Annotated in this window: 20 protein-coding genes; 12 read left to right on the top strand and 8 right to left on the bottom strand. The window is 73.3% G+C overall.

What is annotated here, in order from left to right; all coding sequences use genetic code 11:
• Positions 1-193: 193 nt before the first annotated feature.
• On the bottom strand, positions 194-1,183 hold the full coding sequence (gene moaA / locus NI17_RS04365; RefSeq protein ID WP_243597606.1) for a GTP 3',8-cyclase MoaA: 990 nt from the start codon (positions 1,181-1,183) through the stop codon (positions 194-196).
• 163 nt (positions 1,184-1,346) lie between these two features.
• Here moaA and NI17_RS04360 point away from each other — a divergent pair, with 163 nt between their 5' ends.
• Positions 1,347-2,177, top strand: coding sequence for an alpha/beta hydrolase (locus NI17_RS04360; RefSeq protein ID WP_068689204.1), 831 nt, complete (start codon positions 1,347-1,349; stop codon positions 2,175-2,177).
• A gap of 4 nt (positions 2,178-2,181) precedes the next feature.
• Here NI17_RS04360 and yczR read toward each other — a convergent pair whose 3' ends face one another.
• Positions 2,182-3,603, bottom strand: coding sequence for a MocR-like transcription factor YczR (gene yczR, locus NI17_RS04355; protein WP_068689205.1), 1,422 nt, complete (start codon positions 3,601-3,603; stop codon positions 2,182-2,184).
• 63 nt (positions 3,604-3,666) lie between these two features.
• Here yczR and yczE point away from each other — a divergent pair, with 63 nt between their 5' ends.
• From yczE to NI17_RS04340, 3 genes are all read left to right on the top strand, one after another.
• Complete coding sequence (yczE, locus tag NI17_RS04350) at positions 3,667-4,341, top strand: membrane protein YczE (RefSeq protein WP_234401742.1); 675 nt, start codon at positions 3,667-3,669, stop codon at positions 4,339-4,341.
• A 310-nt stretch (positions 4,342-4,651) separates the two neighbouring features.
• The gene (locus NI17_RS04345; RefSeq protein WP_234401743.1) at positions 4,652-6,469 is read left to right on the top strand and encodes a glycoside hydrolase family 15 protein; all 1,818 of its coding nucleotides are present in this window, start codon (positions 4,652-4,654) and stop codon (positions 6,467-6,469) included.
• A 30-nt stretch (positions 6,470-6,499) separates the two neighbouring features.
• Positions 6,500-7,231 carry an MgtC/SapB family protein gene (locus NI17_RS04340; protein WP_068689206.1) on the top strand — a complete coding sequence of 244 codons (732 nt, stop codon included), beginning with the start codon at positions 6,500-6,502 and terminating at the stop codon, positions 7,229-7,231.
• Positions 7,232-7,237: 6 nt separating this feature from the next.
• On the opposite strand, the gene NI17_RS04335 is transcribed toward NI17_RS04340, so the two are convergent.
• Together NI17_RS04335 and NI17_RS04330 are read right to left on the bottom strand one after the other, a co-directional pair.
• Positions 7,238-8,317 carry an MFS transporter gene (locus tag NI17_RS04335; protein ID WP_341721523.1) on the bottom strand — a complete coding sequence of 360 codons (1,080 nt, stop codon included), beginning with the start codon at positions 8,315-8,317 and terminating at the stop codon, positions 7,238-7,240.
• A 150-nt stretch (positions 8,318-8,467) separates the two neighbouring features.
• Positions 8,468-10,432, bottom strand: a complete 1,965-nt coding sequence (locus tag NI17_RS04330) for a protein kinase domain-containing protein (protein ID WP_068689210.1) — start codon at positions 10,430-10,432, stop codon at positions 8,468-8,470.
• Between the two features lie 172 nt (positions 10,433-10,604).
• Between NI17_RS04330 and NI17_RS04325 the strand changes: the two genes are divergently transcribed.
• The 3 genes from NI17_RS04325 to NI17_RS04315 all read left to right on the top strand — a co-directional run bounded on the left by NI17_RS04325 (position 10,605) and on the right by NI17_RS04315 (position 14,282).
• Positions 10,605-12,236, top strand: coding sequence for a serine/threonine-protein kinase (locus tag NI17_RS04325; protein WP_119267563.1), 1,632 nt, complete (start codon positions 10,605-10,607; stop codon positions 12,234-12,236).
• A gap of 65 nt (positions 12,237-12,301) precedes the next feature.
• Positions 12,302-12,976 carry a uracil-DNA glycosylase gene (locus NI17_RS04320; protein ID WP_068689211.1) on the top strand — a complete coding sequence of 225 codons (675 nt, stop codon included), beginning with the start codon at positions 12,302-12,304 and terminating at the stop codon, positions 12,974-12,976.
• Positions 12,977-13,454: 478 nt separating this feature from the next.
• Positions 13,455-14,282: a pentapeptide repeat-containing protein gene (locus NI17_RS04315; protein WP_068689213.1), complete on the top strand. Its 828-nt coding sequence runs from the start codon at positions 13,455-13,457 to the stop codon at positions 14,280-14,282.
• Between the two features lie 51 nt (positions 14,283-14,333).
• Here NI17_RS04315 and NI17_RS04310 read toward each other — a convergent pair whose 3' ends face one another.
• Positions 14,334-14,696 (bottom strand): VOC family protein, encoded by a 363-nt coding sequence (locus NI17_RS04310; protein ID WP_068689215.1) that lies wholly within the window; start codon positions 14,694-14,696, stop codon positions 14,334-14,336.
• Between the two features lie 129 nt (positions 14,697-14,825).
• On the opposite strand from NI17_RS04310, the gene NI17_RS04305 reads away from it, so the two are divergent.
• Together NI17_RS04305 and NI17_RS04300 are read left to right on the top strand one after the other, a co-directional pair.
• The gene (locus NI17_RS04305) at positions 14,826-18,122 is read left to right on the top strand and encodes an NACHT domain-containing protein (protein WP_068689217.1); all 3,297 of its coding nucleotides are present in this window, start codon (positions 14,826-14,828) and stop codon (positions 18,120-18,122) included.
• A gap of 156 nt (positions 18,123-18,278) precedes the next feature.
• Positions 18,279-21,215, top strand: a complete 2,937-nt coding sequence (locus NI17_RS04300; RefSeq protein ID WP_234401745.1) for an ATP-binding protein — start codon at positions 18,279-18,281, stop codon at positions 21,213-21,215.
• Between the two features lie 298 nt (positions 21,216-21,513).
• Here NI17_RS04300 and NI17_RS04295 read toward each other — a convergent pair whose 3' ends face one another.
• Entirely contained in the window at positions 21,514-22,284 is a 771-nt protein-coding gene (locus NI17_RS04295) for an SIR2 family NAD-dependent protein deacylase (protein WP_068689783.1), read from the bottom strand.
• Between the two features lie 186 nt (positions 22,285-22,470).
• Between NI17_RS04295 and NI17_RS04290 the strand changes: the two genes are divergently transcribed.
• The 3 genes from NI17_RS04290 to NI17_RS04280 all read left to right on the top strand — a co-directional run bounded on the left by NI17_RS04290 (position 22,471) and on the right by NI17_RS04280 (position 23,902).
• Positions 22,471-22,692 (top strand): hypothetical protein, encoded by a 222-nt coding sequence (locus tag NI17_RS04290; RefSeq protein ID WP_211329425.1) that lies wholly within the window; start codon positions 22,471-22,473, stop codon positions 22,690-22,692.
• A gap of 73 nt (positions 22,693-22,765) precedes the next feature.
• Entirely contained in the window at positions 22,766-23,644 is an 879-nt protein-coding gene (locus tag NI17_RS04285; protein WP_068689221.1) for a sulfotransferase, read from the top strand.
• A 99-nt stretch (positions 23,645-23,743) separates the two neighbouring features.
• Positions 23,744-23,902: a hypothetical protein gene (locus NI17_RS04280; protein WP_170163001.1), complete on the top strand. Its 159-nt coding sequence runs from the start codon at positions 23,744-23,746 to the stop codon at positions 23,900-23,902.
• Positions 23,903-23,920: 18 nt separating this feature from the next.
• Here the strand turns inward: NI17_RS04280 and NI17_RS04275 are convergent, their stop codons facing one another.
• Both NI17_RS04275 and NI17_RS04270 read right to left on the bottom strand, forming a co-directional pair.
• On the bottom strand, positions 23,921-24,805 hold the full coding sequence (locus NI17_RS04275; RefSeq protein WP_119267561.1) for an alpha/beta fold hydrolase: 885 nt from the start codon (positions 24,803-24,805) through the stop codon (positions 23,921-23,923).
• 287 nt (positions 24,806-25,092) lie between these two features.
• On the bottom strand, positions 25,093-25,926 hold the full coding sequence (locus NI17_RS04270) for an RNA polymerase sigma factor SigF (protein ID WP_324609950.1): 834 nt from the start codon (positions 25,924-25,926) through the stop codon (positions 25,093-25,095).
• Between the last annotated feature and the right edge of the window lie 321 nt (positions 25,927-26,247).

Here is a 26,247-nt window from a genome sequence, read left to right as displayed (position 1 = left end):
CCGGACTCGGCGCCCAGGACGCCTCGACCAGTCACGACCAACCCGTGGGAGCCCGCCCCGGGCGCCGGGGCGGAATGCCCCGCCTTCCCCGGGCTCTTCCGAGAAGAACCCGCGTCCACCGCAGAACCCGACACCCACACCTCGGTGAGTCCCGGAGGAGAGGGGTGACCGGAGGACGCGGGCTTCGGCGCGGTCAGCCGCCGATCGCCGACATCGGGCGGGTCGGTTGCAGGAACTCGGGGTTGTCGATGCCGTGGCCGGGCAGCTTCGCGGCCACCGCGGCGCGCCAGCGCTCGGCGATCTCGGCGTCGTCGGCGCCCGCGCGCATCGGGCCGCGCAGGTCGGACTCCTCGCGGGCGAACAGGCAGTTGCGGACCTGGCCGTCGGCGGTCAGCCGCACCCGGTCGCAGGCCCCGCAGAACGGGCGGGTGACCGAGCCGATGACGCCGACCGTGGCGGGGCCGCCGTCGACGGAGAACTCCTCGGCCGGGGCGCTGCCGCGCTCGGCGGCGTCGACGGGGGTGAGGTCGTAGGCGTCAGAAAGGCGCTCCAGGATCTCGTCGGCGGTGACCATGTCCTCGCGCCGCCAGCCGTGCTGGGCGTCCAGCGGCATCTGCTCGATGAACCGCAGCCGGTAGCCGTGCTCCAGGCAGTAGCCGAGCAGGTCGACGGCCTCGTGGTCGTTGACGCCGCGCATGAGGACCGCGTTGACCTTCACCGGGGTCAGTCCGGCTCGGGCCGCGCCCGCCAGCCCCTCCAGGACGTCGTCCAGCCGCCGCCTGCGGGCCAGCTTCTCGAAGACCTCGGGGTCGAGGGTGTCCAGGGAGACGTTGACGCGGTCCAGGCCCGCCTCGGCCAGCGCCGGAGCGACGCGCGCCAGACCGATGCCGTTGGTGGTGAGCGCGGTCTTCGGTCGGGGGGCGAGCGCGGTGGTGGCCGCGACGATGCCGGGCAGGCCGCGGCGCAGCAGCGGCTCGCCGCCGGTGAAGCGCACCTCGCGGATGCCGAGCAGGGTGACGCCGATGCGGACGAGCCGGACGACCTCGTCGTCGGTGAGCAGTTCCGGCTTGGGCAGCCACTCCAGCCCCTCGGGGGGCATGCAGTAGGTGCAGCGCAGGTTGCAGCGGTCGGTGAGGGAGACCCTCAGATCGGTGGCGACCCTCCCGTAGGAGTCGGACAGCACCGGCGTCACCTCCCGTGACGGTTGGGGGCGCGGAACCGTGGCCTCCCTACCCTAGTCTCCGCCGGTGACACCGGGCGCGGCAACGACACGGGGACGGCGCGTCCGGCGCGGTCCGCGTTATCGTCTCAGGCGACGGAGGACAGCTCGGAGATTGGGGGCCGCCGTGATCGGCGTGCGCGACTGGAACCTGCCCGGCGGACCGCAGGGGGCGGGGAAGCTGCACGTCAGGGCGTGGGCGCGGGCCGGAGCCGACCCCGGGTGCCTGGTGGTGCTGGTGCACGGCTACGGCGAGCACATCGGACGCTACGAGCACGTGGCGCGCCGGTTGTGCGAGCGCGGCGCGGTCTGCTACGGCGTCGACCACCGGGGGCACGGGGAGTCGTCGGGCGAGCGGGTGCTCGTCGACGACTTCGCCGGGGTGGTCGAGGACGTGCACCGCGTCGTCACCCAGGCGCGCACCGCCTACCGGTCGCTGCCGCTGGTGGTGGTCGGGCACTCGATGGGCGGGCTGGTCGCCGCCCGCTACGTCCAGACCCACCCCGGCGAGGCGGCGGGGCTGGTGCTGAGCGGCCCGGTGCTGGGCGAGTGGGCGGTCGTCGACCGCATGCTCGCCGAACCCGAGATCCCCGACGAGCCCGTCGACACCGCGACCCTGTCGCGCGACCCCGAGGTGGGCGCGGCCTACGCCGCCGACCCGCTGGTCTGGCACGGTCCGTTCAAGCGGCCCACCCTGCGGGCGCTGCGCGTGGAGCTGGACCGCGCCACAGCGGCGGGCCGCATCGGCGTCCCGCTGCTGTGGCTGCACGGCTCCGAGGACCGCCTGGTGCCCCTGGAGGGCACGCTGCGCGGCGTCCTGGCGCTGGCGGGCCCCGACACCGCCGCGCGGATCTTCCCCGGGGCGCGGCACGAGGTGTTCAACGAGACCAACCGCGAGGAGGTACTGGAGGAGGTGTCCCGGTTCGCCGCGCGGGTCGCCGCCTCCCGCCGCGGCTGAGGGCTCAGACGTAGAAGCCGCCCGGCGCCGCGCCGGGGCGGGCGGAGGTGTCGGCGTAGGCGTCGGCGACGCGGCGCACCGCGTCGCGCAGGACCTCGGGCGGCTGGGTGTAGGACAGCCGCACGTGGTACTCCAGGGAGCCCTCGACGCCGAAGGCCGGGCCCGGAGCCAGGTGCACGCCGCGCCGCTCGGCCGCCCCGTGCAGGGCGGTGGCGGTCGGGCTCGGCATCCTGGCCCACAGCACCCAGCCGCCCGCGGGGGCGGTGAAGCGCCAGTCGGGCAGGTGCTCGCGCAGCGCCGCGGCCAGGGCGTCCCTGTTGCGCCGCAGTTGGCCGTCCCGTTCGGCGCGGACCCGGGGAAGGTCGGCGAGCAGGTGGGTGGCGAGCAACTGCTCCATGACCGGGGTGGCCAGGTCGACGCGCTGGCGCAGGGAGCTCAGGCGGGCCGCCGTCGCCGGGCTGGTGCGGATCCAGCCGACGCGCAGTCCGCCCCACAGCAGCTTGGAGGCGCTGCCCACGCTGAAGACCCGGCCGTCGGTGTCGTGGACGGCGGTGGGCGCGGGCCGGCCGTCCGGGTCGAGGGCGAGTTCGGCGGCGCTCTCGTCCACGACGATCGCGGTGCGGGTGCGGCGCGCCTCGGCCACGACCTCGGCGCGGGTCCGGTCGTCCATGAGCGCCCCGGTGGGGTTGTGGAAGTCGGGGATCAGGTAGGCGATCCGGGGCCGCCAGTGGCGGAAGGCGTCGAGCAGCAGTTCGGTGTCCCAGCCCGCGGAGGTGACGCCGACGGTGCGCAGTCGCAGGCCCAGGTGGCGTGCCGCGGCCAGGGAGTGCGGGTAGGTGGGCGACTCCGCGAGGAGGGTGTCGCCGGGGTCGGCCAGCAGCGCCATGAGCAGCGCCACGCCCTGCTGGGCTCCGTTGGTGACGAAGATCTGGTCGGGGGTGGTGGGCAGGCCGCGTTCGGTGTAGCGGCGGGCCACCGCGTGGCGCAGTTCGGGCAGCCCCAGCACGGCGTAGCCCCGGCCGCCCACGTGCGCGGCGAGCTGTCCGGCGGCCAGGCGCGCCGCCTCGGTGAGGCCCTCGACCGCCGGTGGGGCCGCCACTCCCAGGTCGACGCGTTCGGGGTCGGGGGCCAGCGTCGGACCGCCGCCGTTGTCGGGCAGCACCGTCCAGCTTCCCGCCCCCCGGCGGCTGTCCAGGTAGCCGTGCTCGCGCAGCCAGGTGTAGGCGGCGGTGACGGTGTTGCGGCTGACACCGAGGGCCTCGGCCAGTTCGCGTTCGGCGGGCAGGCGGGTGTGGGTGGGCACGCGGCCGTCCAGCACGAGTCCGCTGAGGGCCCGGCCCAGCGCCAGGTAGTAGGGGCGCTGCCGGGCCGCGGTTCCGACCATTCGGGCCAGCAGGTGCCCGCTGATCCGGCGTCCTTGGGCCATCACGGTGCCACTTTCTCCGATTGGCTCTACTGTTCACTGTTCTATCACGCCACTATCCCTCTCATGGCACGATCGACTTCCTCGGATGCTTTCCCCCTCTCCTGGCACTCCCTGGCCCGGCGGGCGTTTGTCACACCGCCGCTGCCCCGGCCCCGCCCGCGCCGCCTGGCGCAGTTGTGTGTCGGCCTGTACCTGTTCGGCCTCGGACTGGCCGCGCAGGTGGCCGCCGGACTGGGCGCCGCCCCCTGGGACGTGCTGCACCAGGGCCTGCACCTGCGCACGGGCTGGTCGATCGGCACGTGGGTGATCGTCACCGGGGCCGCGGTGATCCTCCTGTGGATTCCGCTGCGGCAGCGGGCCGGGGTGGGCACGCTGCTCAACGTGGTGGGCATCGGCGTGGCGCTGGACGTCTCACTGCTGTGGCTGCCCGAACCTGGCACCCCGGTGGGGCAGTGGCTGATGCTGGCGGCGGGCATCGTGACCGTGGCTCTGGGCAGTGGTCTGTACATCGGCGCGGGCCTGGGTCCCGGCCCCCGCGACGGTCTGATGACAGGGCTGGCCGAGCGCGGCCTGTCGATCGTGGCGGCCCGCACGCTCATCGAGGTGTCCGTGGTCGCCGCGGGTTTCGCGCTGGGCGGAACCGTGGGGGTGGGTACCCTGCTGTTCGCGGTGTCGATCGGGCCGCTGACGCAGCTCTTCCTCCCCCCGCTGCACGTCGACCGGGCCGCGGCCGGATAGCGTGGAGGGGAAGCGGCTCCGTCTCCCCTCCGCCCCTCCCGCCCCGGGGAACGGTCGACGGACCCGAAAAGCGACAATGCGCCCGAACGGCGCAACAATATTTTTTCCTGCCCTTCTTTCCACCGAAATCTTCACTTCATGAACGTTGTGTCGGGAACGTGATCTATACATCGGTCTAGGTGGCAGCGGACACGCTCCGGCATGACTAACGTTGCCTCCAGCAGGCCCCAGGGGCGCGGGTGTGGATTCCCACCACCGCGCCCCTGCATTTGGCGACCCGTCCACACACGGAAGACTTCCGGCAACCTTGATGGGGGTGATCGGCGTGTCCGCACTGATCGAGGACTACGCGATGATCGGCGACATGCAGACCGCTGCCCTGGTCGGGCGGGACGGGTCGGTCGACTGGATGTGCCTTCCGCACTTCGACTCCCCCGCCTGCTTCGCCGCCCTGCTGGGCGACGAGCAGAACGGCAACTGGTGGATCCGTCCCACCGGAGGCGAGCGCACGGCCACCCGTCGCCGCTACCGCCACGACACGCTGATCCTGGAGAGCGAGTGGGACACCCCCGACGGGACCGTCCGGCTCATCGACTTCATGCCCCCGCGCGGCGGCCACCCCCACCTGGTGCGCATCGTCGAGGGCGTGACCGGGACCGTGCGGATGAGCACCGCCATCCGCCTGCGGTTCGACTACGGCAACGTCGTGCCGTGGATCCACCGCGTCGACAGCGAGGTGGTGGCCGTCGCCGGACCCGACTCGGTGTGGCTGAGCGGGCCGGTCCCCCTCGAGGGCCACAACTTCATGCACGACGCGGACTTCACCGTCACCGCGGGCCAGCGCGTCCCCTTCGTGCTGTCCTGGCACCCCTCCCACGCCGAGGAGTCCGACCACCTCGACGCGGAGAAGGCCCTCGCCCAGACCGAGCGGTTCTGGCGCGACTGGGTGTCCCGCTGCACCTACCAGGGCCGCTACCGCGACGCCGTGGTGCGCTCGCTGATCACCCTCAAGGCGCTCACCTACCGGCCCACCGGCGGCATCGTGGCCGCACCCACCACCTCGCTGCCCGAGGACATCGGCGGCGTGCGCAACTGGGACTACCGCTACTGCTGGCTGCGCGACGCCACCATCACCCTGGAGGCGCTGATCCGCAGCGGCTACACCGACGAGGCGCACTCCTGGCGGGAGTGGCTGGTGCGGGCGGTCGCCGGGGAGCCCCAGCACATCCAGATCATGTACGGGGTGCGCGGCGAGCGGCGGCTCGCCGAGTGGGAGGCCGACTGGCTGCCCGGCTACGCCGAGTCCCGGCCGGTGCGCATCGGCAACGCCGCCGTCGGCCAGTACCAGCTCGACGTCTACGGCGAGGTCATGGAGGTGCTGTACCTGGCGCAGAAGTCGGGGATGAGCGCGGGCGAGCACGTGTGGGGTCTGCAGCGCTCCCTCGTCAACTACCTGGAGTGGTGCTGGTCGGAACCCGACGAGGGCCTGTGGGAGGTGCGCGGCCCGCGCCAGCACTTCGTGCACTCCAAGGTCATGGCCTGGGTGGCTGCCGACCGCGCGGTGCGGATGATCGAGGAGTACGGCAAGGAGGGGCCGCTGGAGCGCTGGAAGGCGCTGCGCGACACCATCCACGCCGAGGTGTGCGAGTACGGCTACGACGCCGAGCGCAACACCTTCACCCAGTACTACGGCAGCCACGAACTGGACGCGTCCCTGCTGCTCATCCCCGAGGTGGGATTCCTGCCCTACGACGACCCGCGCGTGGTCGGCACCATCGAGGCGATCCGCGAGGACCTGATGGTGGACGGCTTCGTGCTGCGCTACCGCACCGACCGCGCGGACGCGGCCGACAAGCTGCCGGGCGACGAGGGCGCGTTCCTCGCGTGCAGCTTCTGGCTGGCCAACGCGCTGCTGTCGATCGGGCGGGAGAAGGAGGCCCGGGAGCTGTTCGAGCGGCTGCTGGCGCTGCGCAACGACGTCGGGCTGCTCGCCGAGGAGTACGACCCGCGCATCGGCCGCCAGGTCGGCAACTTCCCGCAGGCGTTCAGCCACTTCCCGCTGGTGACCACGGCGCTGAACCTGTCCCACCACGACGGGCACCGCCGCAGCGAGCCCGACTCCGATTAAGATCCCGGCCACGGGATAGTAAACACGGCCATGGGCGTGACCATGGCCACCAACCTCACCGACTTCGCCGCGCAGAGTTGGCCGCAGGCGCTGGCGCTGTTCAGCGCGCTCGTGCTGTGCTCGCTGATCGGGTTGGAGCGGGAGTACCACAACAAGAACGCCGGGCTGCGCACCCACACCCTGGTCGGAGTGGGGTCGGCGCTGTTCATGCTGGTCGGCAAGTACGGCTTCGGGGACGTGCTCGACGAGGGCCTGGTGATGCTGGACCCCTCCCGTGTCGCCGGGCAGATCGTGTCGGGCATCGGCTTCATCGGCGCGGGCCTGATCTTCGTCCGCCGCGACGTGGTGCGCGGGCTGACCACCGCCGCCGCCGTGTGGGTGTCGTGCGCGGTCGGCATGGCGTGCGGGGCCGGCCTGTGGCTGCTGGGCGCCTGGGGGACCGCCGCGTACTTCCTCGTGGTGCTGGGGTTCCTGCCGCTGCTGCGCCTGGTCACCCGCTCCCGGCCCGCGGACGCGCTGCTGCGGGTCAACTACGAGGACGGGCGCGGGGTGCTGCGGTCGGTCCTGGCCCTGGCCACCGCCGCGGGCTTCTCGGTCCACGACGTGCGCGCCCAGCGGCGCACGGAACGGGACGGCGCGGCAACCGTCGACCTGGACCTGCGCCTGGAGGGCCGGGCCGACACCGGCCACCTCGCCGCGGAGCTGTCGGAGACCGACGGGGTGCTGCGGGTGCGGGTGCTGCGCCCCGACGGGAGCGAGTGAGCGGCCTCACCGGGGCCGCCACAGCAGCAGCCCCACCACCAGGAAGGGCACGGCCAGCACCGCGAACAGCGCACCCGGTCCCGCCCAGACCGACCCGAGCCCGTAGACCGCGAAGAACAGCAGCCCCACCGTCTCGGTGCCGATTCCGGCCAGTGACGTGACCGTGGCCCGCGACCGGTCGCTGATGCGCTCCTGCAGCCGCGTCTCCACCGCCACGCCCGCCCACGCCAGCACCCCGAACGCGGCGGCCACGCCCAGCATGCCCGCCGGATGTCCGCTGAACGCGCCGACGGCCAGCAGCAGCGCGGCCGCGCACAGCGCCGGGCCCGCCCACCGGGTGGCGTGCCCGGCGCACCACTGGCCCACCGCGGTGCCCGCCGTGACCAGCAGCACCAGCGGGGGAACGGCCGTGTCGGAGACTCCCGTGGAGCGGGCGAGCAGCGGAAGGTACTCCTCCAGCGCCTCGGCCCCGCTGAGCACCGAGAGCAGCGCCAGCACACCCAGCAGCGCGGGAGCGCGCCGCACCTCGGCGAGCGCGTCGCGCAGCACCCCCGCCTCCCCGTCGCCGTCGTCGGAGGCGGCCCGGTCGCGCGGGGCCTCGGGCAGCGCCCACCCCGCGGCCGCGGCGCACACGCACGCCGCGACGCTGGCCGCGCCCAGCGCGGCGTAGCCGCCCGCGGCCAGCACCGGGGAGGCCAGCGGGGTCGCGACCACGACCGCCGCGGTGGCGACCGCCCGGGACCGGCCGATGAGCCGCGGATAGCGGTGTGCCGCACCGGCCGCGGCCAGCCCCTCGTAGACGAGCGCCTCCAGCGCGCCGGACCCCAGCGCCCCGCCCGCGCCCCACAGCACGAAGCCGACGGCGAAGGCCGGATAGGAGGGCAGCAGGACCCACAGCGCGAAGCCTGCACCGGCCAGCAGGGGCGCGGCCGCCAGCAGCAGACGACGGGAGACGCGGTCGGCGAGCACGCCCGAGGGGACCTCGAGGGTGAAGGAGGTGACCGACCACAGCGCGAACAGCGACGAGATCTGCGCCTCGGACAGACCGGAGTCGGCGAACAGCAGCGCGTAGACCGGGTAGAGCAGGACGAAGTCCTGGAAGAACGCGTAGGCGTGGAGGCCGCGCGTCAGGCGGGATACGGGTGAGGATCAATGTCGCCACGTCATGGTCCCACCCTAGCGCGCCGGGTCCCGCCCCGTCAGCCCGCTGTGGGGACGGGACCCGGCGCGCGGACGCTAGCCGAGAACCCTGGGGTCGCCCCACACCGCGTTGGCGTCACCGCACTCGGGTCCCGGCTCGACCTGCAGGCGCAGCCGCAGTCCCCCGGTGATGTCGACGCTGACCTCCCGCTCGGCGCCGAGGCCGACGGTCTCGTTGGCGACCTCGTCGCCGTCCACGATCACGATGAAGGTGACCGTGGCGTCCGACTGGGAGGTGTCCTCCAGGCCGACGACGGCCTCGAAGGTCGTCCAGGACCGGTTCAGGTCGTACTCGATCCACTCCGCGTCGTCGTAGCAGTACAGGGAGCTGACCAGCGCCCGCGGGTAGGTGACGGTGTTGACCTTCACGTTGGCCGCCTGCACGCCGTACTCGTCGATGTGGTCCATGGTGGCCAGGTACTGCTCGCCACTGCTGGGCCGGTCCGGCCGCTCGGAGTCGGCCTCCCCGTCCGCGGTGGAGGGGGGCGACGCCTCGGACTCGTCCGTCTCCTGCCCCTGGCCGGGGTCGGCGCTCTCCTGCCCGGCCGCCTGGGGGCCGGGGGTCGGCGTGCCCGCCGCCGCGTTGACCCGCTGCCACCAGTTCATGGCGTAGACGGTGGCCGCCGACGCGCCGACCATCGCCAGCACGACCAGGACGGCCACACCGATCAGCAGCGGCCTGCGGGACCTGCGCCGGGCGGGTCCGCCGGAGTCGCCCGACTCGTGGGGGGACGTCCACGGCCGCTGCGGCCCGCTGGGCGGTCCCGACACGGCCGGCATCGGCGCGGTGGTGTCCGGCCGGGACGCGAGCGCGGGGGTCTGCGGGGGCGGGGCGGGAGCCGACTCCGCCGGGGCGGGGGGCATGCCGCGCAGCCCGCCGACCGGGCGCTGCGGCCCGGGGCCGCCGAAGCGGACGTCCTGCTGCGGGGCGGCGCCCTCCCGGGGGACCCCGGCACCGTCCGCGGCGGGGTGGACCGGTCCGCTCCGCGGCGGCGGACCGCTCACCCGGGGCCCCTCCGGGGGCGGTGCGGAGGCGGCTCCGGCGGGCGGCGCGGGGACCGGTGCGGCCGGTCCGGACCGCGGAAGTCCCGGCTCGGTGACCGGGGCGCTCCACGGCGCCGAGGTGCTGACCGAGCGGACCGTCTTGATCCAGTCGAGCGCCGGCGGGCGCGCGGCGGGGTCGGCGGCGAACATCATCACGATCCGCTCGCGCTGCTCGGGACCTGCCACGCTCATGACCGGCAGGTTCACGAACGCGTCGCGCAACTGCTCGGGCGACGGCGGCGGCTCGTTCCCCGACAGCACGAAGTAGGTGATGGCGCCGAAGGCGTAGCGGTCGCTGGCCGGGGAGTATTCGCCGTTGAAGATCTCCGGGGCGGCGTAGCCGGGGGTGAACCACGGCCGCGTGGTCAGGTGCCGGGCGGCGATCCGGCTCAGTCCGAAGTCCACCAGGACGGCCTGCCCGTCCTCGTTGATCATGATGTTGCCGGGCGAGAGGTCGCCGTGCACCACCGGGCGCCTGGAGGGGGTGGCCCTTCCGGAGTGCAGCACGTCGAGGACCTCGGCGATCTGCTCCAGGTAGCCCAGCGCCACCCGCTGGGCCCGGGGCCCCTCCACGGCGTGCTCGGCGCGCCAGTCGCGCAGGTCCACGCCGTCGACGTGGTTCATGACCAGGTAGAGGGCCCGTTCGGTGGTCTCGGAGGCCGTGCCCCCGCGGTGCTCGGGGGCTCCCTCGAAGTGCTCGCGCACGCCCACCACGCCCAGGCGGGTGATGAACCGCAGCAGTTCGGCCTGCTCGCTCCAGCGCCTGCTGAGTTCGGCGAACTGCTCGGGGGTGGCGGCCACGTCCGCGTTGAGGACCTTCACGACGACCGGCTCGGTCTGCCCGGCCAGGGTCACCTCGGCGAGGTAGAGGGTCGCTTCACCGCCCCGCCCCACCGATCGCACCAGACGGTACTTGTCCGGTTGGGAGTCCGGGCCGACATACAACGTAGAGCTCACTGGTCTGATCCACTTTCCGCTTCGGGGGGTCGGTAGGACGGTGGAAAGCGCGGGGCAAAACGATAAACCCCGCGTATAACAACTAAGGGCGTTTTGCTCGCTTGTGACCTGTGCCACGTGGCCGGTTCCGGCCGGACATGTCGGCACTCCGGAAGTTCCGCTGGAGGACGACGTGGCAGAACATGTACTGGACGGCCGCTACCGGTTGGTCGAGCGGTTGGGGGCCGGAGGTATGGGCGAGGTCTGGCGCGGTCACGACGAGCGGTTGGACCGTCCGGTGGCGGTGAAGCTGATCCATCCCGAGGCGATCTCGGACGAGGGGACCGTGGCGCGGTTCCGCAGGGAGGCCCGGGTGACCGCGCGGTTGGCCGGACACCCCAACATCGTCATCCTCTACGACTACGGCGCCGACGGGGAGACCGTCTACGCGGTCATGGAACTGGTCACGGGCTGCCCCCTCAACGTGCTGCTGCGGGAGCGGGGGCCGCTGCCGATCCGGCTGGCCGCGCGCTGGGGCGCCCAGGTGTGCGCGGGGCTGGCGGCCGCGCACGCGGCGGGAGTGGTGCACCGCGACATCAAACCCGGAAACCTCATGGTCGTGGACGCCGACACGGCCGAGGGCGGGACGGTCAAGGTGCTCGACTTCGGCATCGCGGGATTCCACGAGGCCGCGATGCAGAGCCGTCGGCTGACCCGCACCGGCGAACTGTTCGGCACCCCGCTGTACATGTCCCCCGAGCAGATCCAGATGCTGCCCGTGGGGGCGTCCGGCGACCTGTACTCCTTCGGCGCGGTGCTGTTCCAGATGCTGACGGGTCGGCCGCCCTTCCAGGCGCCCGACCCGATGCCGGTGCTGCGGATGCACCTGACCGAGCAGCCGCCCGACCCCGCCGGACTGCGCCCGGAGGTGCCCGCGGAACTCGCCGAACTGGTGGTGGCGCTGCTGGCCAAGGACCCCGCCCACCGCCCGGAGAACGCCCTGCGGGTACGTGACCGGCTGCTGGCCCTGGCCGCTCCGGCCGCCGGTCCCGGCTCGGGGGAGACGGAGACGGCCGTGTCCGCTCCCGCCGTGTCCGCTCCCCCCTCCCCCGCGCCGCCGACGGTGAGCCCGGAACGGCGGCGGCGCCTGGAGCGGGCACTGGAGGAGGCCGAGCGCGTCGCCGACGGCGGCGGGGCCGCCGAGGCGGTACGGCGGCTCGGCGACCTGCTGGGCGAACTGGCGGAGGTCCGCGGCGCCGACCACCCCGAGACCCTCAGGGCGCGCCGCCGCCACGCCTACCTCACCGGCAGGGCCGGCGACCCCGGCCGGGCCGCGGCGCTGCTGCGGTCCCTGGTGGCCGAACTGGACCGGGTCTACGGACGCGGCCACCCCGAGACGCAGACCGCCCGCCACTACCTGGCCGTCAACACCGGGCGCGCCGGTCGGCGCGCCGAGGCCGCCGCCATCCGCCGGGAGCTGCTGGACGACCTGGTGGCCGCCCACGGGCCGGACTCCTCGCGGGTGCTCAGCAACCGGCTGTTCCTGGCCTGCGACATCGGCGAGTCGGGCGAGTACGGGCGCGCGGCGGCGCTGCTGCGCGCCCTGCTTCCCGACCTGGTCCGCGTCCTCGGTCCCGACGCTTCCGACACCCTCAGCGCCCGCCACTACCTGGCCGCCTACACCGGGCTGGCGGGCGATCCGACCGAGGCGGCGCGTCTGTACCGGGCGCTGCTGGACGACCACGTGAGCCGGTACGGTCCCAGCCACCCGGAGACGGCCCGCACCCGGGAGCGGCTGGCCCGCTGGCAGCGCCGGGTCCGCTGACCCGCGGCGGGCCGGTGGGGCGAATCCGCCGTCGCTGTCCCCGGCCGCCGCTATGGTTCTGAACCATGTCACGACCGTTGCACGAGATCATGGAGAGCGGCTGGGCCGAGGCCCTGGCGCCGGTGGCCGACCGCATCGCGCGGATGGGCGAGTTCCTGCGGGAGGAGGTGGCCGCGGGCCGCACCTACCTGCCCGCCGGGGAGAACGTGCTGCGCGCCTTCCAGCAGCCCTTCGACGACGTGCGGGTGCTGCTGGTGGGCCAGGACCCCTACCCCACCCCGGGGCACGCCGTGGGGCTGAGCTTCTCGGTGTCCGCCGAGACCCGCCGCCTGCCCGGCAGCCTGCGCAACATCTTCACCGAGTACACCGAGGACCTCGGTCTCCCGATGCCGTCCAGCGGGGACCTCACCCCGTGGGCCGAGCGCGGGGTGCTGCTGCTCAACAGGGTGCTGACCGTCGCGCCGCGCAAGGCCGGGTCGCACCGCGGCAAGGGCTGGGAGGAGGTCACCGACCAGGCGATCCGCGCACTGGCCGCCCGTGACAAGCCCCTGGTCGCCATCCTGTGGGGCCGCGACGCCCGCAGCCTGCGCCCGCTCATGCCGAACGTGCCGTGCGTGGAGTCCACCCACCCCAGCCCGATGTCGGCGCACAACGGCTTCTTCGGCTCCCGCCCGTTCAGCCGGGCCAACGCCCTGCTGGAGAAGCAGGGCGCCGAGCCGATGGACTGGCGACTGCCCTAGACCCCGGTCCCGCTCCGAGGGGCGGGCTCCCAGGCGACCCCACCCCGGGGAAACGGTGAAACACCCGGCCCGGGAGGGTTCGGTGGTCTCTCCCCCGGGGAGCCGTGGAACCGATGCCGGAAGGTCGGGAGAGGCGGCGGGGTGCTCCGGGGGTGTGGTCCGGGGTGAGCGGCCACGGGGTTGCGGGGGCGTGGGGTGCTGGTCGGTTCGCGTGGGGCGGGGTGCCCCGGGGCCGGGGTGCTGTGGTGCGGGCTCGCCGGTGAGGCGCGGGAAGGCGGGGGCGCGGGCGGACCGGAGGAAAGGACATCCCGCACCGCAGCGCACGAGCCCGTGGTGCGGGATCGCCGCCCGAGCCCGGGAAGACGGGAACGCGGACGCCTCGGGCACCGCGGGCCGGGGCGCTGTGCCGTCTGGAGGAGAATGGGAGACGTCCCGGGCACGCCGTGCCCTCGTCCTCGTTCCGGAAGACCCACGCGCCTTGTCCCAGAAGCGTTCCTCCTCCGCAGACCTGCGCGCCGACTGCTCCCGCTGCTTCGGGCTGTGCTGTGTCGCGCTGCCCTTCGCCGCCTCCGCGGACTTCGCGGTGGACAAGCCCGCTGGGAAGCCGTGCGGCAACCTCCGCGCCGACTTCGCCTGCGGCGTCCACGCGCGACTGCGGGAGGAGGGCTTCTCCGGCTGCGCGGTCTTCGACTGCTTCGGTGCGGGGCAGCGGGTCTCGCAGACCACGTTCGGCGGGCGGGACTGGCGGCGCTTCCCCGACGTCGCGCGGCCCATGTTCGACGTCTTCCCGGTCATGCGGCAACTGCACGAACTGCTGTGGTACCTGACCGAGGCGGCCTCCCTGCCGCGGGTCGGACCGGTCCGCGGCGACCTGCGGCGCAGCAGGGACGCGATCGAGCGCCTCGCCCTCGGCGACGCCGCGACGCTGGCGGGGCTGGACGCGGCGGCGCTGCGCGGCGACGTCAACGCGCTGCTGCTGCGGGCCAGTGAACTGGCGCGGGCCGCCGTCCCCGGCCGCAGGCGGAACCTGCGGGGCGCCGACCTGGCGGGCGCCGATCTGCGGGGGGCCGACCTGCGGGGCGCCAGCCTGCGCGGAGCGCTGCTCATCGGTGCCGACCTGGCGGGCGCGGACCTGCGGACGGCCGACCTCACCGGCGCGGACCTGCGGGGTGCCGACCTGCGCGGGGCCGACCTCTCCGACGCGCTGTTCTGCACCCGGGCGCAGCTCGACGCGGCCGACGGCGACACCGCGACGCGGCTGCCCGCGCACCTGGAGCGGCCCGCGCACTGGCCGCCGCGCCGTTGATTCCGGCACCGGGGGCCGTCGCGGTGCGGTCCACGGCCCCCGGTGCCGGGGTCACGGCGACTCCACGCAGAACTCGTTGCCCTCGGGGTCGGCGAGCACCACGAAGCCCGTGCCGTCGGATTCGCGGAAGTCGGCCACGAACGTCGCACCCAACCCGACCAGCCGGTCCACCTCCTCGTCGCGTCCGGCCTCCACCGGCCCCAGGTCCAGGTGGACCCGGTTCTTGGCCAGCTTGCTCTCGGGCACCCGCTGGAACAGCATCCTCGGCTGCCCGTCGGGGGTGTCGACGTAGACCTCGGGGTCACCCGGGCTGCTGCCCGGGGCGATGACGGCCCCGACAGCCCTCGCCCAGAACTCGGCCAGCGCGTAGGGGTCGGCACAGTCGAAGGTGACCGCCCGAATGATCGATCGCATTCCCGTTGTTCTCCTCCCGGGGGGTGACGCAACCGCATGGCTATTGCCCGTCGCCGAATTTGGGCAACCGTCACGTTCCCGACACAATGTGAAGTCCCTCCCACGCCGTAGTCGGAAGGCGACACCCCCGTGGCGAAGAAGACCCTCTCCTACGCTGACGCCCTGCGGATCCTCGGCGGGGACGACCCGACCCTACTCGGGTTCGGCGAGGCCGTGGGCGGCGGGACGCTCGGCGCACTGGGCGTTCCAGACGTGTTGGGGCTGCAGTCCCTGCTCGTGCGGTGCGGACACGCCGCGGTCACCGGGATCCGGGAGAAGATCACCGGGGTGAGCCGCTGGGACCGCACCGAACGGGTCGCCGCCGCCGACCTGATCCTGCGGATCACCGCGCTCTTCGAGGCCCTGGACGAACTGCTGGACCGGCCGGAATGCCCGTTGGCCCTGAAGGATCTGCGCATCACGGGCGACGAGCAGTACGCGCTCCTCACCGACGTGCTGCGCGACGCCGAGCGGGCCGCCCCGGCCCTGCCGCCGTCCTCCGACGGTGTCGAGCACGCTCCGCCCTACCGGCGGTCGGCCCAGGTGCTGCGGCGCTTCCTGCGCGGCCTGGAGGCGTGGGACCGGCTCGACGAGACCGGCCGCGCCCGGCTGGACGAGACCTTGGAGGAGCTGCCCGACCTGGCCCGTCGCCGCCACGTCGAGTCGTACCGAAAACTCGCCGCCGACGTTCCGGAATTCGGCGTGTGGGCGAACCTGGCCGCGCACGAGGACACCCGCGGACGTGTCGAGGAGGTGCGGGTGGGCCTGGCCGGGATGGCCGACCTGCTGGAGCGGATGACCGCCCCGGGCACGGCGCGCAGACTCACCGAACTGGAGCGGCTCTACCGGGCGGTGCTGGACAAACCGGTGCTCGACACCGACGAGACCCCCGACGGCGTGGTGCTGCCGCCGGTGCGGGAGGCCTACCTGGACCTGGGCGGTCTCCTGCGCGTCGCCGACGCCGACGCCCGCCCCTCCGCCGACACCTGGTGGGAGGGCGCGGCCCGCCACGACAACCTGCAGCCGCTGCTGGTGTCGCTGCTGACCCGGCGCGAATGCCACTTCCGGCCGGTCGTGCTGCTCGGCCACCCCGGCGCGGGCAAGTCGCAACTGACCCGGATGCTCGCCGCGCGCCTGCCCTCCGGCGACTTCCTGCCGCTGCGCGTGGAACTGCGCTCGGTGCAGGCCGACGCGCCGATCCACACCCAGATCGACGAGGGACTCTCCGCGACCCTGCACACCCGCGTGTCCTGGCGGGACCTGGCCGACCAGGCGGAGGGCGCGCTGCCCGTGGTGATCCTCGACGGCCTCGACGAACTGCTCCAGGCCACCGGCGCGGACCGCTCCGACTACCTGGAGCAGGTGCAGCGCTTCCAGGAGCACCAGGCCGACCTGGGCCGCCCCGTGGCGGTGATCGTCACCAGCCGCACCGTGGTCGCCGAACGCACCCGCTTCCCGCTGGGCACGCCGGTGATCCGGCTGGAGCCGTTCACCGACGCCCAGATCACGTGCATGCTCCGGATCTGGAACCGGGCCAACGCCGCCGCGCTGGCCGCGCGCGGACTGCGCCCCCTGGAACCGGAGACGCTGCTGGACTACCGGGAACTGGCCGAGCAGCCGCTGCTGCTGTTCATGCTGCTGGTGTTCGACGCCGACGGCAACGCGCTGCAACGCGACGCCGCCGCGCTGGGCCGCGCCGAACTGTACGAGCGGCTGCTGACCTCCTTCGCCGAACGCGAGGTGCGCAAGCACCACTCCCACCTGGGCGGCGCGGAGCTGGCGCGGGCCGTGGAGGACGAACTGCGCCGCCTGGAGGTGGTGGCCACGGCGATGTTCGTCCGCCACCGGCAGTGGGTGAGCGCCGACGAACTCGACGCCGACCTGGCTGCGCTGTTCCCCGACGCGGCGGTACGCCCCGAGCAGGCCGGGCTGGGCGGCCGGACCGGCCCCGCCCACCAGGTGCTGGGCCGGTTCTTCTTCGTGCACGAGGCGCGGGCGGTGCGCCGGGAGGAGCACCGCAGCGTCTACGAGTTCCTGCACGCCACCTTCGGGGAGTACCTGGTGGCGCGCGCGGTCGTCAACGAACTGTCCGACCTGGTCGCCGACCGCGCCCACGCCGCGCGCAGGCGCGTGCCCGTCCCGCCGGACACCGGCCGGTTCCACGCGCTGACCTCCTTCGCCGCGCTCGCCGGACGCGCGGCGGTCGTGGAGTTCGCCGCCGACCTGCTCGCCGCGCGGACCCGGGAGGCGCGCGAACGCGCGGAGTACCGGTCGCTGCTGGTCGAGATGTTCCGTGCCGCGCCGTACCCGCGCACCGGGTCGGCCGTGGACTACCGGCCCTACGAGGCGACCATCGCGCGCCGCCTGGCCGCCCACACCGCCAACCTGGTCACCCTGCTGGTGCTGGTCGCCGACGAGGTCGACCTGGCCGAACTGTTCCCCGACTCCGGGCAGCCGTGGCTGCCCTGGCGCGAGACGGCGGGGACGTGGCGGGCGCTGCCCGGCGACGAGTGGTTCGGCTTCATGGACACGGTGCGACTGCGCCACCTGGGGCACTGGGAGGAGGACGGCACGCCGCGCGCGCTGCTGCGCCGGGAGCGGCGCGAACCGGTCAACGTCGGCGAGTGCACGGGCTTCGAACTGCGCGTCAACGCCACCGGACGGCTCGACATCACCGACCCGTACACGCTCACCGTGGACTACGAGGGGACCACCTCGCGCCTGCTGCGCTCACTGGGGCTGCGGATGCAGGGATGGTCGGCGCGGCTGGTGCTCATGCTGGGGCCGTACCTGAAGCACGTGGACTCGGACCTGGGAACCTGGGTGACGGCGGACAGAGCCGTCCGAATAGCCGGACGCACCCCGGAGCACGTGACGGTGGACCACTGGGACTTCCCCTCGTCGTGGACGACCATCAGCCACCTGCTGGACCTGCGTCTGGGCTGGCCCGGCACCGACGAGGACTGGGACAACCGGCTCCTCAGCTACCTGAGGCTGCTCGATCTGGCCCGGACCTCCCATCCCCGGCTGGACGTCCCCCAAGTGGTCGCGCTCCGTGAAGCGGTCGAGGACCTCCACCTGCTGCGGCTGCGCCCGAGCCCCCCGGACCGCCCCTCCCCCTACAACGAACTGCGTTCCGTGCTCGCCCTGTACCTGCAACGGGTCCACTCCGTGGCCGGCAGCCCCCGCGTCACCGCGTCGCTTCGGCTCGTATTGGACGCCCTGCGCCCGTATTTGGAGGAAGCCGAAGAGTACGACCAGAACTACGACCGGATCCTGGGTCTCGCCGCCGCCAACGACGGCCCCAGCGATTCCGACCACCTCCCCGAACACCTTCCCCACCTGCCCCAGGACACCCCGGGAGGGTTCACGGGCAACAGCCTGTGACCGCTCTTCACCGTCTCGTACCCGTTCCGTTATCACGAAAAATCCCAAAAAACCACTGGTCGCCGTCTACCGACGTCATGATGGTTCTCTGAGACTCGATAGCCTGCCTCTGGACGCCGTTCCCCGACGGCTCCACGACTCTGGCGAACTTCGGTGGTGGCATTGCGCGAACCCGTCCGGTACTGCGACGCGATCCGACTCCTGGGTGCCGACGACGCGGACGTGGTCGACCTGATCGACCGTCTGGTCGCGGACGAGGCCACCGACCTGCTCGCCGCCCGCACCGACCTGGTGGGGTTCGCGCACCAGGCCCTCAACCGGCTGGACCGCGAGGCCCACCTGCTCAGCCGGGTGGAGCGCACCCGGCACATCGCCGCCGCGCACAGCGTTGTCGTGGTCACCGCGTTCTTCGAGTCCCTGGACGACACCGAACTGCCGTTCCGCCTCGACAACGGCCTCGACGACGCCGCCGCCGGGGTGGCCGACCGCAAACGGCTCGGCGAGTTCGTGGCGCTGCTGGTGGCCTCCGCGCCGCCGCTGCCCCGCCCGCAGCGCTCCGCCTCCGACGGGCGCACCCGCGTGCGCCGCTTCTACCTGCGCCGCTGCAAGCAGTTGCCGTCGGTGCTGCGCGGCATGCCGTTGTGGGAGGACCTGGACCAGTCCCAGCGCGACGCGGTCATCGACCGGCTCGGCTCGGCGCTGGCCGACCGCTGCGTGCGCCGCTACGAGGAACTGCGCGACAAGCTCGCCGCGAGCTTCCCGGAGTTCGGGGCGTGGGCGGCGCTGTCGGTGATGCGGCCCCGCTACGCGTCGGCGCCGGAGACCCCGATGGGGCTGTCCCGCCTCCAGCACCGCCTGCAGTCGATCAGCACCGGGCGGGTGCCCAGCGCGGTGCGGGGCGCGCTGGCCCGCTCCCACCAGGAGCGGCTGGCCCTGCCCTCGGGCACGCAGACCGGCGGCACCCACGTTCCGCCGCTGTCCATCTCCTACGTCAACCCGGACTTCCGGGTCGCCGAGATCACCGCGCAGACCCGGCCGCACGATCCGGACTGGTGGCACGAGCACACCGGCGTCCGCGACGACCTCGCCGAGTTCCTGCTCGGCCACCTCACCTCGCCGCGCGCCCTCACCCACCCCCTGGTGGTGCTGGGAGCCGCCGGATCGGGCAAGTCGGCGCTGGCGTCGGTGCTGGCCGCCCGGCTGCCGGAGAGCGACTTCACGGCGGTGCGGGTCAGCGGCCGCAACCTGCCCGCCGACGCCGACGCCCAGGCGCTGGCCGACCGGTTCGACCACGCGCTGGCGGCCTCCGGCGGCGGCAACTGCGACGCGCTGCCGGTGCTGGTCCTGGACGGGATCGAGGACCTGGACACCCGTTCGCGGGCGTCGCGCAGCGCGCTGCTGGCCGGGTTGGAACGCTTCCAGCGTGAGCGCGCCGACGGCCCCGACCCGGTCGCGATCGTGCTGACCTGCCGCGACTCCACCGCGGCCCGGCTGCGTTTTCCCGTCGGCAGTGTGGCGGTGCGCCTGGAGGAGTTCACCAACACCCAGATCGCGACGTGGCTGTCCATCTGGAACCGGGTCAACGCCGGATACTTCCACCACCACGGGGTGGCGTCACTGGACTGGGAGTCGCTGGAGGCGCACCTGCCGCTGGCGCGGCGCCCGCTGCCGCTGCTGATGATGGCGGTCTACGACGGCGTGGGCAACGCGCTGCGCCGCCTGAGCGCCCCGCTGCGCGAGACCGCGCTCTATGAGCGGTGGCTGCGCATGCTCACCGACGCCGCCGACCGGGCCGACCCGGCGGGCACCGGTCGGCCCGCCGAGGCCGAGAGCGACCCCGCGGTCCGTTCGGGGCGGATCGAGCAGGCGCTGCTGACCGCGTCCCTGCTGGCGCTGTCGCTGTTCCACCGCGGCGGCCAGGTGGTGGACGGCGCGACGGTGGCGGCCGACCGCGACGAGCTGGTGCGCTGGCCGCCGAACTACGCCCGGCCGCTGGATCCGCTGCGGCTGGCGTGCGTGCGCAGCACCGACGCGCTGGAGGGCGCGCCGCCCAGCCTGGCGTTCACCGACCCGGTGCTCGGCGACTACCTGGTGGCGCGGCTGATCGCCGAGGAGCTCGCGGAACTCGCCGAGGCGCGCATCCGGGAACTGCGGTCGATCCGCCCGGCGCCGCTGGACGACTCGTTTCTGTACGCGCTGCTGTCGTTCACCCCGCTGTCGGTCTCGGGCGAGGTGCCGAGGTTCCTCACCGAGCGGCTGCGGCTGCTGTCGGCCCACGTGCGCGACGAACTGCGGCTGGCGCTGGCCGACCTGCTGCGGGAGGCGGGGCGGCACCGGCGGGAGGCGCACTACGGCGGCTACCGTCCGGTGGACCTGGGGGCGGCGGCGCGCGACGCCGCCTACACCGCGAACCTGATGCTGGTGCTGGTGGCGGTGCACGGCGGCGCGGTGCCGCTGCGGGAGCTGTTCGGCGCGGACGCGGCGGCGCGGTGGCGGTCGCTGGCGCACCTGTGGCGGTCGCAGCTCTCGCCGGAGCAGTGGACGAGTCTCACCGACACGCTGCGGGTCGACGACGACGGCAGCGGAGACCTCGTGGTGCACCCGTGCGACGGCGCCCCGCCCACCGACGACCCTGGGGCGCAGACCGACCTGGGCGAGGTGGCGCGGGACGCGGCGCTGCTGGCCGACGGCGGCACGCAGCGACTGCTGCACGCGCTGTCCCCGCTGGTCCGGCTGTTCGGCGGCGACGTGACGGCGCGGGACGGCGGCGACGTCTCCGACGCCCACGCGGTGCTGGCGCTGGCGTTCGGCTCCTCCGAGACCGACGACGCGGAACTGGTGGCCTGCTACGAGCGGGCCTTCGCCATGGCCGACGCACTGGGGTCCGAGGAGCGGCTGCGGTTCATCGTGTTCCTGCTGCGGCAACTGCGCGGGCACGCGCACCGGCTCGGCGCGCGGCTGGCACCGCTGGCCGCCCGGCACGTGCGGCCCATCGGCGTGGCCAGGAGCGCGCGGGCCGCGGTGCGCCGCCTGGCCGAGGAGCACAACGAGCACGTGGCGGCGGTCCGCGACGTGCTGGCCGGACGCTGGTGAGGCGGGACCGGGGAGTGCCGGTCTGCTGCGTGCCGGGAAGAATAGTCATTCCTGGGGATGGCGGCGGCCCGGTTCGCACTGCTATCCCTTGAGGCGACACTTCTCAGACTTCTCAGAGAATGAGGGCGCCATGGACCCCGAGGACCTGTTCGAACTGGGTGAGGCCATCGTCGAGGGCGACGGCGAGGAGATCGCCGAGGAGGCCCTGGAGGTCATCTTCGACATCGACCTCTGATCGTGGGTCGGCGGCCCCGGCGGTGGTTTCCCGCCGGGGCCGCCGACGTGTCCCGCGCCGCTCTCAGCGCGGCTGGAGCGCGAGCTTCGCCAGTTCCGGCAGGACGGTGTCGACGGAGTCGCGGATGAGCGCGTCGGCGACGTCGTCGTAGGGGGTGGGTTCGGCGTTGATGATCACCAGTCGCGCGCCGTGCGATCCGGCCACGTCGACGAGGCCCGCCACCGGGTGCACCGACAGCGAGGTGCCGACCGCCACGAACAGGTCGCAGTCCTCGGCGGCGGCGACGGCGGCGTCCAGGACGTCGGGGTCGAGGCGCTGCCCGAAGGAGATGGTGGCGGTCTTCTGGATGCCGCCGCAGATCCGGCAGTGCGGGTCGGACTCCTCCTCCAGGCGGGCCAGCACCTCGGGGGTGGGGGTGCGCCGCCCGCAGGCCAGGCACTCCACCTGGTGGATGGTGCCGTGCACCTCGATGACGTGGTCGGGGTCCATTCCGGCCTTCTGGTGCAGGCCGTCGATGTTCTGGGTGATGACGGCGCGCAGCCGTCCCGCGCGGTCCAGGTCGACCAGCGCCCGGTGGGCGTCGTTGGGTTCGGCGGTGAGCGCGGGGCTGTCGCGGCGCATCCGCCACACCTCGCGCCGCACGTTGACGTCGGAACGGTAGATGTCGATGTCGAACATCGCGGCGGCCGCCGGATTCTTCGTCCACACGCCCTGCGGCCCCCGGAAGTCGGGGATGCCCGACGCGGTGGAGACGCCCGCTCCGGTCAGCACCGTCGCACTCTCGCATTCGGCGAGCCAGGCTCCGACGTCGGTGATGTTCGCGGTGGCGGCCACGGCCTCCCCCTCCTCGTCGAGTGGACCGCACGGTCCAGGGACCTCGGCCGCCGAACGCGGGAAGAACCGGATTCGACGGTCGTCCGGCACGGTTGCCCCCCACCCTAAACGGCGCGGTGACGTCTCCGTCCCTGTTCCCCGGCTGCTTCCGTTTCAGGTGGCCTTACCCCCGGGGTTGATGGAGTCATGGACGACAACAAGCGCATCGCGCTCCGCCTGCTCGCCGACCTGTACGCACGCCTGTCCGACCAGGCCGGGCGCGACCGCAGGTCACTCAACTCCGAGACCGTCCACCTGCTGGAGACCGCACCGGACGACTCCGGTTCGCCGCCGGGCGAATCGGCTCGCCTGCCGCGCCACGCGGAAGACCGGCTTCCTCCCCGGTCTGGGGACCGGGGCATCCCGTGAGAGGCACGGTGACTCTCCGGACGCCGCCCGCTTCCGCAGCAAGTCCCACAAACATGACAAAATCAGACCACACATGAAACAGCCGCCGCACATCCTCGTGGTCAACGGGACGAAGATCCGCCGTCCCGTCTTCGTGCTGGGCGCACCGCACTCGGGAGTCGGTCTCGTCGCCCGCGCGCTGCGCCGCGTCCCCGGCTTCCACATCGGCGGCGGCCACCCGAGCGTGCTCGACGCAGTGCACGCCGTGGCCCGGCAGCCGTCGATGGTGCACACCAAGGAGTCGGGCACGGCGGTGCTGCTGCGCGACGCCCTCGCCGAGTCCTGGGTGCTCACCCCGGCCACCTGTCCGCGCTGCCGCGGGGTGTCGGTGCCGATCCGCGAGGCGGTGGAGCCGTGTCGGCACGCGGCCGAGGCCGTCCGCTACGGCGACGCCGGACCGGACCTGCTCTACAGCGCCACCGCGCTGGCGCGGGCCTTTGGTGACGCCGCGTTCGTCCAGGTCATCAGGGACGGTCGGGACGTGGTGGCGGACATGCTCGACGACGAGGACCAGCTCGCCTGGTTCAAGCCGGGGATGGCCAACCTGGACGAGGAGTTCCCCCACCCGTTCTTCGGGGTGGAGACGGAGGAGGAGCGGGAGAACTATCCGAACCTGTCGCTGGCGGGCAAGTGCGCGCTGCGGTGGCGCAGCGCGGTGCGGCTGTCGGCGCGGCTGCGCGCCGAGCTGTCGGGGGAGCAACTGATGACGCTGCGCTACGAGGAGATTCCCGGCACGGAGATCGAGACCGCGAAGCGGCTGTCGGAGTTCGTGGGCGCGCGCGTGTCGTCGGTGGAGCTGGTGAGTACGGGTGACGACGGGACCGGGTCGTGGCGGAGCAGGCTGGACTCCCAGCAGCGCGCCGACGTGCTGAGCACGGCGCGGCCGGAGCTGAGCAGGCTCGGGTATCTGTGAGCCGGTGCCGGGAGGCTGGGGGAAGAGGTTCCCAGGAGATGTGGAACACCGGCCCCGGGGACGGTGACGGCGTTCGGGGGACGCTTCTAGGATGGGGGCATGGGAGCACTCGGAATTCCGGAACTCGTGGCGCTCGTCGTGATCCTGGCGGTGCCGGTCGCCATCGCCGTCGCGGGGGTCGCCTTCACCGTCCGCATCGCCCGGCACGGCGCCCCGGCGACGTTCGCCCGTGCCCGCCGCCGTCGCGAGATCCCCTGACGCGCGTCCCGGCGGCGCCTACTCCCCCGCCTCGGGGTCGACGGCCGCGACCAGCCGCCTGAGGGCGCCGACCAGTTCGAGTGGGCGGTCGAACATCAGGTGATGGTGGCCGCCGGTGATCTCGACGTAGGAGGAGGGCGGTCGGGTCGCGTCGCCCCTCGTGAACGCCGCCAGGCGCTCCCGTTCCTCCGGGGGGACAACCCCCAGCTCACCGACGACCACCCCGAACGGGCAGCGCACCAGCGGCATTCCCGCGCCGAGGTCGTCGGGGCGGTCCGCCTGCCCCCGGGCGAACATCCGCAGGTCGAACTTGAAGGTCCAGCCCGACCCGGTGTCGGTGACGCTGTGCTCGGCGACGTGCCGCACCAGCCGCGGCTGCGCCGTCGGCTGCTTCGGCAGCGGCCGGAAGCGCGCGGTCGCCTCCTCCCGGCTGGGATACGACCTGTGCCGGGCGTAGGCGGCGTTGACACCGTTGACCGGTCTGCGCAGCGGCGCGTCGACCGCGACCACCGCGGCGAGGTCGGCACTGGAGCGCTGGGCGGCGAACATCGCCACCATGCCGCCCATCGAGTGGCCGACGAGGATCGGCCTGGCGTCGGAGGGCTGGGCCCGCGCCACGGACAGCACCTCGGTGGCCCAGGTGGTGAAGAGGTACGCGTCGCGCCGGTCGCTGTCGCCGTGGCCGGACAGGTCGAGGGCGACCACGTGGTGGGTGTCGGCGAACAGCGGGGCGGTGAAGCTCCACCACCACGCGTGGGCGGCGCCGCCGTGGACGAAGACCAGCGGCCGCCTCCCCGGTCGGCCCCAGGAGAGCCAGGAGATGCCGCGGCCCGCGACCTCTGTGCGCCCCCTGACCGGTTCCCGCGTGAGCGCCTCGGCCACCGGCCGGGGAAGGTCCGGCATGCTCGCCCCCTCGACAGTCCGTCCGAATCGCCGTGTCCGGCCCTCCTGGACCGTCCGGTCGGACGTCACGATATCCACCGGCCGAACGGCGCTCGGAGCGGGCCCGCGGCTTCGGCGGGTGGCCGGAGCGCGGGGAAGGCGGATCCCGACCGTCCGAGGCGGGTCGGGAGCGTGTGAGGGGCGCCCGGGTTCCGGGCGCCCCTCACGGTGGACAGTCTCTGCCGCGGTGGTTCCTCCGTCGGTGTCGCGGCGGCCGGACGCCGACGGCGCCGGAACCGGGCGGTGGTTCAGGAGAGGAGTTCACGGCGCAACTGCCGAAGGGTCTGCGACAGCAGGCGGGAGACGTGCATCTGGGACAGGCCCACGTCGGCCGCGATCTCGCTCTGGGTCTTGTTGCCGAAGAACCGCAGCAGGATGACGCGGCGTTCGCGTTCGGGCAGGTGGTCGAGGGCGTCCTTGAGCGAGGTGCGGTCGACCACGTTCTCCAGGTCGCCGTCGGCCGATCCCAGGGTGTCGCCGAGGGCGGACTCGTCGTCGGCCTCGCCGAAGGGCATGTCGAGGGAGAGGGCGCTGTAGGCGGAGGAGGCGTCGATCAGTTCGATGGCGGCCTCCATGTCGAGTTCCAGCGCCTCGGCGATCTCCCTGGTGGTCGGGGTGCGTCCGTGCTTCTGGGTGAACTCGGCGATCACCCGGTTGAGTTCGCTGCGCCGCTCCTGGTGGACGCGTGGCACCCGGACCGCCCAGGTGGTGTCGCGGAAGTGCCGTTTGAGCTCTCCGGTCACCATCGGCAGCAGGTAGGCGACGAACGGCTTGCCGAACGAGGGGTCGAATCCCTTGATGGCCTTCATCAGGCCGAGCATGCCGACCTGGTAGAGGTCGTCCATCGGCTCGCCCCGGTTGCGGTAGCGGCGTGCCTCACGGCGTACCAGGGGCGTGTACAGCCGTACCAGTTCGTCCCGGATCCTCGCGCAGGCCTCCTCGTCTCCGTGGTGGGCCGCCAGCGCGGCCAGCAGCCGTTCCGCCTGTCCGGTGTTGCGGGACTGGTGCGCGGGGGGGCGAACCGACCCGCCGCGGCGCTGGGCGGGGCTACGGCGGCGTGCCGTCGTGCTGTTGGTGGTCATATCGACCTCCTGTTCGCAGGCTTGTGTCGGCAGGACCGTCCCCGAAGGCGCTCCACGTGGGTTGACCCGTGTCACTTCGGCCCCACAGGGGGACGCACTCGACGGAGCGGACAAGGCCGCCTTATTCGGACCTGTCACTCGCCATGCCCCCTCTGTTAGGTCACAAACACGTCACGCGAAGAAGTCTGGGAACCCTGGGAGCAGAACCTGCGAAAGTGACCGAAACCAGGGGTTCTACCTGCGCAGAAGTTCGGGTCGCCGCCAACGGATCCGACTAACGTGAAACCCGTCACGTTTTCTTTCCGGTTTCCCGCTCCGGGC

The organism is Thermobifida halotolerans, assembly GCF_003574835.2.
GTDB lineage: Bacteria > Actinomycetota > Actinomycetes > Streptosporangiales > Streptosporangiaceae > Thermobifida > Thermobifida halotolerans.
Note: the sequence above shows the minus strand (reverse complement) of the source record. Positions and strands in the feature narration are given on the sequence as shown.

Bases quoted from the DNA above. Each gene is read 5' to 3' on its own strand.
- yczE (WP_234401742.1), top strand. From the start codon at position 3,667: ATGGCACGATCGACTTCCTCGGATGCTTTCCCCCTCTCCTGGCACTCC.
- NI17_RS04290 (WP_211329425.1), top strand. From the start codon at position 22,471: ATGGACGACAACAAGCGCATCGCGCTCCGCCTGCTCGCCGACCTGTAC.
- NI17_RS04340 (WP_068689206.1), top strand. From the start codon at position 6,500: ATGGGCGTGACCATGGCCACCAACCTCACCGACTTCGCCGCGCAGAGT.
- yczR (WP_068689205.1), bottom strand. From the start codon at position 3,603: ATGGCCCAAGGACGCCGGATCAGCGGGCACCTGCTGGCCCGAATGGTC.
- NI17_RS04275 (WP_119267561.1), bottom strand. From the start codon at position 24,805: ATGCCGGACCTTCCCCGGCCGGTGGCCGAGGCGCTCACGCGGGAACCG.
- NI17_RS04320 (WP_068689211.1), top strand. From the start codon at position 12,302: ATGTCACGACCGTTGCACGAGATCATGGAGAGCGGCTGGGCCGAGGCC.
- NI17_RS04310 (WP_068689215.1), bottom strand. From the start codon at position 14,696: ATGCGATCGATCATTCGGGCGGTCACCTTCGACTGTGCCGACCCCTAC.
- NI17_RS04280 (WP_170163001.1), top strand. From the start codon at position 23,744: ATGGGAGCACTCGGAATTCCGGAACTCGTGGCGCTCGTCGTGATCCTG.
- NI17_RS04270 (WP_324609950.1), bottom strand. From the start codon at position 25,926: ATGACCACCAACAGCACGACGGCACGCCGCCGTAGCCCCGCCCAGCGC.
- NI17_RS04285 (WP_068689221.1), top strand. From the start codon at position 22,766: ATGAAACAGCCGCCGCACATCCTCGTGGTCAACGGGACGAAGATCCGC.
- NI17_RS04345 (WP_234401743.1), top strand. From the start codon at position 4,652: ATGGGGGTGATCGGCGTGTCCGCACTGATCGAGGACTACGCGATGATC.